We start from the raw sequence: 10,595 nt of genomic DNA, 5'->3' as shown, positions 1-10,595 counted from the left end.
TGCGAAACCCGGACGGGCGCCCGGCGCGGCGGGCGGGGGAGCGGCGGGCACGGGACACCTCCTGCGGCGCGGGCCGACTCCTGCTGCAGGGCCGGTGCGGATGCCTGAACTGTAGAGCGGCCGCGGCCGCCGCGGAGGCCCGGGGCGCGGATCGGCCCGCGACCCGGCCGTACGGGCCGCCGCCGGGGCGAACCACCCGTACGAGTGATCGAAATCGGCTGGCGGCCGTCGGCCCGCTGCGCTACGTTGTTCTCACTTGGAGAACGACTCCCGGGTGTCGCTCGGCCGCCGGACGGTCCGACGGGCGCACCGCAGCTCCCACCGAAGGCAGGCACAGGCATGGCAGGCGACAGCGACACCGGGGGCCCGGGCGAGACCGCGGGCGGCGGCGAGCACGCCTGGCTCGCGGCCTACGACCCGCGTGCCTACACCCCCGTCGCCGTCACCGTCGACGTGGTCGCCCTGACGCTGCGCGCCGACGAGCTGCACGTCCTGCTGGTCGAGCGCGGCGAGCCGCCCTACCAGGGCTGCTGGGCGCTGCCCGGCGGCTTCCTCCGCGCGGGAGAGGAGGACCTCCCCGGCGCCGCCGTCCGCGAGCTCGCCGAGGAGACCGGCCTGCAGGGCACCCTGGAGGCCGCCGCCACCCTCAGCCGCATCCACCTGGAGCAGCTCGGCAGCTACGGTGCCCCCGATCGTGACCCGCGCATGCACGTGGTCTCCGTCGCCTACCTCGCCTTCGCCCCCGACCTGCCCGATCCGCAGGCCGGCACCGACGCCGCGGCCGCCGCCTGGCACCCGGTCTCCGCACTCGACCTGACCTCCTCCCGAACCACCGGGCCGGCCGCCGACACCCACGGGGGTGGCGTCGGCGGCCGGCCCGGCACCCGGCTCGCCTTCGACCACGCCGTGATCCTCGCGGACGGCCTGGACCGGGCCCGGGCCAAGATCGAGTACAGCCCGCTCGCCACCGCCTTCCTCCGCCACGACTTCACCATCCCCGAGCTGCGCGCCGTCTACGAGGCCGTCTGGGGCGAGCGGCTGCACGCCGGCAACTTCCACCGCAAGGTGCTCTCCGTACCCGGCTTCGTCGAGTCCACCGGCACCACCACCGAACGCGGCGGCACCCGCGGCGGCCCGCGCGCCCGCACCTACCACGCCGGCGACGCCCGCCTCCTCCACCCGCCGCTGCTGCGCCCCGCCCACGAGGACGACATCCGATGACGGCTCCGCGCACCGCCCGGCCGCCTGCCGGGCCCGGCCCCGCACCGCGCACCTTCGCGGACGCGGCCGCCGCCGTCCTCACCGCCACCGGCCCGGCGGAGCTGTTCCCCGCCGACCCGGCCGAGGCGGCCCGGCGCTACCGCCGCCTCGCCCGCCTCCTCCACCCCGACACCGCACCCGCCGCCGACCGCCCCCGTGCCACCGCCGCCTTCCTCACCCTCGGCCGGCTCTGGGAGCAGCACCAGGGGCCCGCCGGTGACACCACCGCCGAGCTGCGCACCGGCCGGCACACCTATCGGCTCGGCCCGGTCGCGGCCACCGGCGACATCGCCGTCCTGCGCGCCGCCACCACCGGGTCCGGCACCGAGGTGCTGCTCAAGATCCCCCGCAGCGCCCTCGACAACGACCTCCTCGAACGCGAGGCCACCGCCCTCACCCGGCTCGCCCGCCACGGCGACCGCCGCTTCCACGCCTACGCCCCCACCCTGCTGGAGACCTTCCACCACCAGGACACCGCCGACCCGGCCGGTGCCCCGCGCCAGGTCAACGCCCTCGTCCGCCGCGAGGGCCTGCGCCCGCTCACCGACGTCCTCGCGGCCCACCCCGACGGCCTCGACCCGCGGGACGCCGCCTGGATCTGGCGCCGCCTGCTCGTCGCGCTCGGCTACGCCCACCGCGCCGGGGTCCGGCACGGCGCGGTCCTCCCCGAGCACGTCCTCGTCCACCCCGCCGACCACGGCCTCGTCCTCGTCGACTGGTGCTACGCGGGCACCGGCGCGCCCGCCCCCGCGCCCGCTCTGGTCGAGCGCCACCGCGCGCTCTACCCGCCGGAGGTCCCCGCCCGACAGGCTGTCACCGAGGCCACCGACATCCACCTCGCCACCCGCTGCATCCAGCTGCTCATGGGCGACCGGGCACCGCGGCAGCTCCGCGCCTTCGTCGCCGGCTGCACCCTGCCCGCCGAGCCCCGCCGACCGCACGACGCCTGGAAGCTCCTCGCCGAGCTCGACGAACTGCTCCACACCCTCTACGGCCCGCGCACCTTCCGGCCGTTCCACCTGCCACCCACCGCCTGAGGAGGCCCCGATGGGCAGCGGCACCTGGTCCACCGACGTCTACGACGCCGCCGCGCACTACCGCGCAGGCACCGGCGCCAGCGCCTTCGCCTACAGCGACGCCACCACCCGCGGCGCCCGCTCCGGCTGGAAGGCCCACCCCAGCCTCGACCCGCACGCCCTCACCGTCCGCGAGAGCAGGGACTCCGACGAGCACCCCGCCTCGCTGGCGATCGCCGTCCTCTTCGACGTCACCGGCTCCATGCAGACCGTCCCGCGGACCTTGCAGACCAAGCTCCCCGAGCTCTTCGGCCTGCTGCTGCGCAAGGGGTACACCGAGGACCCGCAGATCCTCTTCGGCGCCGTCGGCGACGCCACCTGCGACCGCGTCCCGCTCCAGCTCGGCCAGTTCGAGTCCGACAACCGGATGGACGACAACCTCGGCAACATCCTGCTGGAGGGCGGTGGCGGCGGGCAGATGACCGAGTCCTACGAGCTCGCCATGTACGCCATGGCCCGCCACACCGCACTCGACTGCGTCGAGCGCCGCGGCCGCAAGGGCTACCTCTTCCTCATCGGCGACGAACTGCCCTACGGCAAGGTCAAGGCCCGCGAGGTCCGGGCCGTCCTCGGCGAGGACATCCCGGAGGACATCCCGGTCACCGCGATCCTCGCCGAGCTCCGGCAGCTCTACCACGTCTACTTCATCCTCCCGGCCGGCACCGCCTACGCGGGCAACGCCGAGGTCCTCGGCACCTGGCGCAAGCTGCTCGGCCAGCACGTCATCGAGCTCGACGACCTCGACGCCGTCTGCGAGACCATCGCCCTCACCATCGGCCTCGGTGAGGAGGCCATCGACCTCCAGGAGGGCCTCGACGACCTCGCCGACATCGGCTCCGGCGCCGTCGCCAGCGTCGGCAAGGCCCTGGACTCGCTCGCCCGCCACAGCAGGGAGGCGGCCGTCCCCGGCACCTCCCTGCTCGCCCCCGACGACCGCTCGACAGCCGGCACCACCCGCCTCTGAGCACCGCCCGCCCCACCCACGCTGCGGCCTGCCCGACCCCGGCCGGCCGCAGCGCGGGTCAAGCGCTGCCCGCCACCACCCGCCGCAGAACCCACCCGCCGCAGAACCCACCCGCCGCAGCACCCCGCACAGAACGGGCACCGCCGTGACCGACCCACGATTCGACGGACACGTCATCGTCTGCGACCTCGGCTACGGGGACGCGGGCAAGGGCACGATCGTCGACCACCTCTGCCGCGGCCCGCTCGGCCCCGACAGCCCCCACCCGGCCCGCGCCGTCGTCCGCCACAACGGCGGCGCCCAGGCCGCGCACAACGTCGTCACCGACGACGGCCGCCACCACACCTTCGCCCAGTTCGGCTCGGGCACCCTCGCCGGCGTCCCCACCCACCTCTCCCGGTTCATGCTGGTCGACCCGCTCGCCCTCGCCGCCGAGGCCCGCCACCTGGCCACCCTCGGCGTCCCCGACCCGTTCGCCCTGCTCACCGTCGACCGCCGCGCCCTGCTCACCACCCCGTACCACGCCGCCGCCAACCGCATCCGCGAACAGCGCCGCGGCCCCGACCGCCACGGCTCCTGCGGCCTCGGCATCGGCGAGACCGCGAGCTACGCCCTGGACCACCCCGAGGACGCCCCGACCGCCGGCGACTGCACCCGCCCCGCCCGGCTGCTCACCCTCCTCACCCTGCTCCGCGACCGCCTCGCCGACCGGCTCGGCCTCGACCCCGCCGAGCTCCCCGCCCCGCCGCCCGCCGACTGCGCCGAGGCCTTCACCGCCTTCGGCGCCCGGGTCCGCCTCACCGACGGCGACCACCTCGCCCACCTGCTGCGCACCGGCCCGGTGATCTTCGAGGGCGCCCAGGGCGTCCTGCTCGACGAGCACCACGGCTTCCACCCCCACACCACCTGGTCCACCACCACCTTCGCCAACGCCGAGACCCTGCTCGCCGAGTCCGGAGCCCCCGCCGCCGCCCTCCGGCTCGGCGTCCTGCGCACCTACACCACCCGCCACGGCCCCGGCCCGCTCCCCACCGAGGACAAGGCCCTCGACCTCCCCGAACCCCACAACACCACCGGCCGCTGGCAGGGCGCCTTCCGCACCGGCCACTTCGACACCCCCGGCCACCGCTACGCCCTCGCCGCCACCGGCGGCGCCGACGCCCTCGCCCTCACCCACCTCGACACCCCCGCCCACCACCGCGACCTGCGCCTCTGCGACGGCTACGAGCTGGACGGCGCCCCCCTGCACGCCGTCACCACCGGCATGGCCGGCGACCTCGACGCCCAGGCCCGCCTCACCGAGGCCCTCCTCCGCGCCCGCCCCGGCACCCTGACCGACCCCGGCCCCGACCCGCAGGACTGGTCCGACGCGATCGCCGACCGCCTCGGCACCCCCGTCCTCCTCGAGTCCCACGGCCCGACTTCCCGTCAGAAACACCTCCGCCGAGCCGCCGTCCACCGCAGTACCATCCACCCCATGACCACAGACCAGGCCGACCGGAAGACCTACGGCCCCGGCTCGCACTGCCACTGGTGCGGCACCCCCTACAGCCCCGGCACCGCCGCCTGGCCCCGGACGTGCCCCGGCTGCAACGAGATCAGCTACCGCAACCCGCTGCCCGTGGTCGTCACCCTCCTGCCCGTCGTCTCACCCGAGGCCGAGGGCCTGGTCGTCATCCGCCGCACCATCGAGCCGGGCTACGGCGAGCTCGCCCTCCCCGGCGGCTACATCGACTACGGCGAGAGCTGGCAGCAGGCCTGCGTCCGCGAGCTCCGCGAAGAGACCGGCATCGAGGCCGACCACACCCGGGTCACCCTGGTCGCCACCGACTCCGACACCGCCGGCGGCTTCCTCTGCCTGTTCGGCATGCTCCCCGCGCGACGGCTCGGCGAGCTCCCGCCCTCCGTCCCCACCTCCGAGACCGAGGGCTGGCAGTTCCTCCCCACCCCGTCCCGGCTGGCCTTCCCCTTCCACACCCGGGTGGCCCACGCCTGGTTCAACGGCGACTACGCCCACCTGGTCTGACCCCCGGCGGTCGCCACCGGCGCGGTGCCGCAGCGCCGCGCCCGGCCACCGGCGGGGGCCCCTGGCGCACCCGACGATCACATGGCAAGGTCTGCTCGTCAGCCACCACGCGGGCGGCGCCCGCCACGAGCAGCCCCGCCCACCGCCCCCGGCCACCGGCGGGGGCGCTCCACCCCGGGAGACCACCACCGTGAGCACCCCACCCGAAGGCCGACTGCTCTGGCGCCCAGACCCGGCCCGCGCCGCCTCCGCGCAGATCGTCGCCTTCCAGGCCTGGGCCGCCGAGCACCACGGCGCCCCGGCGGCCCCGCTCGCCCCCGCGGACGACGACGAGCAGGCCGCCGCCCGCTACGCCGCCCTGCACGCCTGGTCCACCGAAGACCTGGAGCGCTTCTGGACGGCCGTCACCGAGTGGTTCGACGTCCGCTTCACCACCGCGCCCGAGGCCGTCCTCGCCGACCCGGCGATGCCCGGCGCCCGCTGGTTCCCCGGCGCCCGCCTCAACTACGCCGAGCACGCCCTGCGCGCCGCCGAGGACGCCGACCGGGCCGACGAGCCCGCGATCCTCCACCTCGACGAGACCACCGAGCAGCCCGCCGCCCTCACCTGGGCCGAGCTCCGCCGCCAGGTCGGCTCGCTGGCCGCCGCGCTGCGCGCCCGCGGCGTCCGCCCCGGCGACCGGGTCGGCGCCTACCTGCCCAACGTCCCGCAGGCGATCGTCGCCCTGCTCGCCACCGCCGCCGTCGGCGCCGTCTGGACGTCCTGCGCCCCCGACTTCGGCGCCCGCAGCGTCCTCGACCGCCTCCAGCAGATCGAGCCCACCGTCCTCTTCGCCATCGACGGCTACCACTACGGCGGCAAGGACCACGACCGCACCGAGGTCGTCGCCGAACTCCGCCGCGAGCTCCCCACGCTGCGCACCGTCGTGCACATCCCGCTGCTCGGCGCCCCCGCCCCCGAGGGCTCCCTCGACTGGGCGGAGCTGGTCGCCGGCGACGACGAGCCGGTCTTCGAACCCGTCCCCTTCGACCATCCGCTCTGGGTGCTCTACTCCTCCGGCACCACCGGCCTGCCCAAGGCCATCGTGCAGAGCCAGGGCGGCATCCTCGTCGAGCACCTCAAGCAGGCCGCGCTCCACCTCGACCTCGGCCCGGAGGACCGCTTCCTCTGGTACACGTCCACCGGCTGGATGATGTGGAACTTCCTCGTCGCCGGCCTCCTCGTCGGGTCCACGATCGTCACCTACGACGGCAGCCCCGGCCACCCCGACACCGGCGCCCTCTGGTCCGTCGCCGCCCGCACCCGCGCCACCGTCCTCGGCACCTCCGCCGCCTACGTGATCGCCAGCCGCAAGGCCGACCTCCACCCCGGCCGCGACCTCGACCTCTCCGCCGTCCGCTGCCTCGGCACCACCGGCTCCCCGCTGCCGCCCGACGGCTTCCAATGGATCTACGACGAGGTCAAGAAGGACGTCTGGCTCGCCTCCGTCAGCGGCGGCACCGACGTCTGCAGCTGCTTCGTCGGCGGCGTCCCCACCCTCCCCGTCCACCTCGGCGAGATCCAGGCCCCCTGCCTCGGCGCCGCCGTCGCCTCCTGGGACGTCCAGGGCCACCCCCTCACCGACCAGGTCGGCGAGCTCGTCGTCACCGGGCCGCTGCCCTCCATGCCGATCGGCTTCTGGAACGACCCCGACGGCACCCGCTACCGCGACAGCTACTTCGACATGTACCCGGGCGTCTGGCGCCACGGCGACTGGATCACCGTCACCTCGCGCGGCACCGTCGTCATCCACGGCCGCTCCGACTCCACCCTCAACCGCCAGGGCGTCCGGATGGGCTCCTCCGACATCTACGAGGTCGTCGAACGCCTCCCCGAGATCGCGGAGTCCCTGGTCATCGGCGTCGAGGAGCCCGACGGCGGCTACTGGATGCCGCTCTTCGTCGTCCTCGCCCCCGGCGCGGACCTCGACGACTCGCTGCGTGCCCGCGTCCGCACCGAACTGCGCACCCAGCTCTCGCCCCGCCACGTGCCGGACGAGATCATCGCCGTCAACGGCCTGCCGCACACCCTCACCGGCAAGCGCATCGAGGTCCCCGTGAAGCGGCTGCTCTCCGGCACCCCGCTGGAGAAGGCGGTCAACCCGGGCTCGGTCGACAACATCGACCACCTCCGGTTTTTCGAGCACCTGGGCGCCGAGCGCCGCGGCTGAGCCCGACCCGCCGGCAGTCGCCGGACGGACCCGGACAGCCGAGCAGGGGCGCTTCCAACCCCCACGGTGGAAGCGCCCCTGCGAGCCCCGGCCCTGCCCCGGGGCGTCTACTCGCCGGTCAGCACCTGGTGCGCCGCGGCACGCGCGTCGGCCGCGGTGTCCGCAGCCCGCGCCGCCGCCGCGGCACGCCTGCACTGCGCCAGCGTGACCTTGGCCAACGCCGTCCGCACGTACGGGATCGACGAGGCACCCATCGACAGGCTCGTCACCCCGAGCCCGGTGAGCACACAGGCGAGCAGCGGGTCGGCCGCCGCCTCACCGCACACGCCGCAGCTCTTCCCGGTCGCCAGCGCGGCCTCGGCCGACAGCGCGACCAGGTCCAGCAACGCCGGCTGCCACGGGTCCTGCAGCCGCGCCACCGCACCGACCTGCCGGTCCGCCGCGAAGGTGTACTGCGCCAGGTCGTTCGTCCCCAGCGACAGGAACTCGACCTCCTGCAGGATCGACCGCGCCCGCAGCGCCGCCGACGGGATCTCCACCATCGCACCGAACTTCGCGGTCAGCCCGGCCTCCCGGCAGGCGTCCGCGAACGCCTTCGCGTCCTGCCGGTCCGCCACCATCGGCGCCATGACCTCCAGGTGCACCGGCAGCCCCTCGGCAGCCCGGGCGAGCGCGCGCAGCTGCGCCGCCATCACCTCCGGGTGGTCCAGCAGCGTCCGCAGACCGCGGACACCCAGCGCGGGGTTCGGCTCGTCGGCCGGCGTCAGGAAGTCCAGCGGCTTGTCGGCCCCGGCGTCCAGCACCCGCACGACCACCCGGCGCTCCGGGAAGGCCTCCAGCACCTTCCGGTACGCCTCGAACTGCTTCTCCTCGCTCGGTGCCTTCGCCGAGTCGTCGAGGAAGAGGAACTCCGTCCGGAACAGGCCGACGCCCTCCGCCTCGGCCTCCAGCGCCGCCGGCAGGTCGGCCGGGCCGCCGATGTTCGCCAGCAGCGGCACCAGGTGCCCGTCCGAGGTCCGGCCCGGTCCGGAGGACGCGGCCAGCGCGGCCTTCCGCTCGGCCGCCAGCCGGCGCAGCTCCTCCTGCCGCTCGACCGAGGGGCTCACCAGCACCTCGCCGCTGCTGCCGTCGACCGCGACGACCAGACCCTCGGCGACCCCGGTCGCGCCCGGCAGCGCCACCACGGCGGGCACGCCCAGCGCCCGGGCCAGGATCGCGCTGTGGCTGGTCGGCCCGCCCTCCTCGGTCACGAAACCGAGCACCAGCGTCGGGTCCAGCAGCGCGGTGTCCGCCGGAGCGAGGTCGTGCGCGAAGAGCACGTACGGCTCGTCGCTGTCCGGCACGCCCGGCATCGGCACGCCGAGCAGCCGCGCCACGATCCGGTTCCGCACGTCGTCCAGGTCGGCCACCCGGCCGGCCAGGTAGTCGCCGGCGGCCGCGAGCAGCGCCCGGTACGCGGCGAAGGCGTCGTAGATGCCCCGCTCGGCACTGCTGCCGACCGCGATCCGCCGGCTGACGTCCGCCATCAGCTCCGGATCCTGCGCCATCAGCGCCTGCGCCTCGAGGACGGCCTGCGCCTCGCCGCCGGCCAGGTTGCCGCGCGCGATCAGGTCGGCCGCGACCGCGTCCACCGCGGCCTGGGCGCGCGCCTGCTCCCGCGGGGCGTCCTCACTGGGGATCTGCGTCGCCGGGGGTTCCAGCACGGCGGTTCCCATGTGCCGCACGGGGCCGATGGCGACCCCGTGACTGACTCCTACACCGCGAAGCATCGGTTCCACGTTCAGGGATTCCTTTCACCCGGCCAGCGCGGGGGTCAGTTCCAGGTGAAGAGTTCGCCGCCGGGGGTGATCTCACCGCTCTCGGCCACGTCCGCGAGCGCCTCCGCGGAGGCCTCCAGCGCGACGATCGGAGAGATCGGCGACTTGCCGGCGGCCTCGACGGCCGCCGGGTTCCAGCGGATCACCGGCTGGCCTCGCTTGACCTCGTCCCCCTTGCCGACGAGCAGCTCGAAGCCCTCGCCGTTGAGCTGGACGGTGTCGATGCCGAGGTGGGTGAGCACGCCGTGGCCGTCGGCGTCGACGACGACGAAGGCGTGCGGGTGCATGGACACCACGAGCCCGTCGACCGGTGCCACCGCCTCGGTGGGCTCGCGCACCGGGTCGATGGCGGTTCCGGGCCCGACCATCGCGCCGGAGAACACGGGGTCCGGCACGTTGGCCAGCCCGACGGCCCGCCCGGCGAGCGGCGAGGTCACAGTGGTCATGGTGGAGCCTCCCAGGTGCGGAGTACAGCGCGTGCGGCCGCAGAGCAGCGGCATCGGCATCAGCTGAAGCCTAAATCATGTCAACTTCGGACATACCGGCACGTAACGGCGGAGTGCGCCGAGCGGGGAAACCCCCTGCTCCAGCGGCACGGAACCGTCCGCCACCGGCCCGTCGACACAGCAGTGAAGCGTCTGCGTCGACTCAAGTGGTCTAGTCCTCTGTGTCGATGCGCCGCACTCTACGGCATGCGGGGGAGTGCCGACGATGGCCCCGCACCGACGGCCCGCAGCCGCCGCCCACCAGAGGGGTGCTCCGTACGAGTGACCGCGGCGCGTCCCGATTTGGCGCTCGGGTCGAGACCGGCTAACGTTGCACGGGTCGCCACGCGGCGATGGTTAACTCAGCAAGTCGGGAACGTAAAGCGCCGGTTAAACGGTGGCAAACGGATCTGATAAGCTGGAAACACGAAAGAGCGAAACGCCCGGAGGGTCCGCTGGAAGGCGGTCCGAAGGAAGTGTCCGTTCCTTGAGAACTCAACAGCGTGCCAAAAGTCAACGCCAGATATGTTGACATCCCCGGCCGGTCGGGAAATCGATCGGTTGGAGATTCCTTTTGAAATAACACAGCGAGGACGCAGTGCGCGGGGCCACCCTATTCCGGTGGTTGCCGTGCCGCTCAACGCGAGTGTGCACCCGATTACGGGTCATCATTCACGGAGAGTTTGATCCTGGCTCAGGACGAACGCTGGCGGCGTGCTTAACACATGCAAGTCGAACGGTGAAGCCCTTCGGGGTGG

Annotated in this window: 7 protein-coding genes and 1 rRNA gene; 6 read left to right on the top strand and 2 right to left on the bottom strand. The window is 74.4% G+C overall.

The genetic code is table 11. From position 1 onward, the window contains the following. The first annotated feature begins 339 nt into the window (after window positions 1-339). From ABZ641_RS16320 to ABZ641_RS16300, 5 genes are all read left to right on the top strand, one after another. Window positions 340-1,221 (top strand): NUDIX hydrolase, encoded by an 882-nt coding sequence (locus tag ABZ641_RS16320; RefSeq protein ID WP_359982438.1) that lies wholly within the window; start codon window positions 340-342, stop codon window positions 1,219-1,221. Further along, window positions 1,218-2,297, top strand: a complete 1,080-nt coding sequence (locus tag ABZ641_RS16315; RefSeq protein ID WP_344627380.1) for a molecular chaperone DnaJ — start codon at window positions 1,218-1,220, stop codon at window positions 2,295-2,297. Before ABZ641_RS16320 ends, ABZ641_RS16315 begins: the two co-directional genes overlap by 4 nt. A 10-nt stretch (window positions 2,298-2,307) precedes the next feature. Continuing rightward, window positions 2,308-3,300 carry a hypothetical protein gene (locus ABZ641_RS16310; protein ID WP_344627379.1) on the top strand — a complete coding sequence of 331 codons (993 nt, stop codon included), beginning with the start codon at window positions 2,308-2,310 and terminating at the stop codon, window positions 3,298-3,300. Window positions 3,301-3,445: 145 nt separating this feature from the next. Then, on the top strand, window positions 3,446-5,326 hold the full coding sequence (locus tag ABZ641_RS16305; RefSeq protein ID WP_344627378.1) for an adenylosuccinate synthetase: 1,881 nt from the start codon (window positions 3,446-3,448) through the stop codon (window positions 5,324-5,326). Window positions 5,327-5,516: 190 nt separating this feature from the next. Then, window positions 5,517-7,535 (top strand): acetoacetate--CoA ligase, encoded by a 2,019-nt coding sequence (locus ABZ641_RS16300; RefSeq protein WP_359982435.1) that lies wholly within the window; start codon window positions 5,517-5,519, stop codon window positions 7,533-7,535. A 107-nt stretch (window positions 7,536-7,642) separates the two neighbouring features. On the opposite strand, the gene ptsP is transcribed toward ABZ641_RS16300, so the two are convergent. Together ptsP and ABZ641_RS16290 are read right to left on the bottom strand one after the other, a co-directional pair. Then, window positions 7,643-9,313 (bottom strand): phosphoenolpyruvate--protein phosphotransferase, encoded by a 1,671-nt coding sequence (gene ptsP, locus ABZ641_RS16295; RefSeq protein WP_344627376.1) that lies wholly within the window; start codon window positions 9,311-9,313, stop codon window positions 7,643-7,645. Window positions 9,314-9,348: 35 nt separating this feature from the next. Continuing rightward, window positions 9,349-9,798, bottom strand: coding sequence for a PTS glucose transporter subunit IIA (locus ABZ641_RS16290; protein WP_344627375.1), 450 nt, complete (start codon window positions 9,796-9,798; stop codon window positions 9,349-9,351). Window positions 9,799-10,508: 710 nt separating this feature from the next. Between ABZ641_RS16290 and ABZ641_RS16285 the strand changes: the two genes are divergently transcribed. Further along, window positions 10,509-10,595 (top strand): 16S ribosomal RNA (locus ABZ641_RS16285); the annotation flags it as partial.

Origin of the sequence: Kitasatospora sp. NPDC007106, assembly GCF_040634455.1 — a bacterium.
Taxonomy (GTDB): Bacteria; Actinomycetota; Actinomycetes; order Streptomycetales; family Streptomycetaceae; genus Kitasatospora; species Kitasatospora arboriphila.
This window is presented reverse-complemented; position numbering and strand designations above follow the sequence as displayed.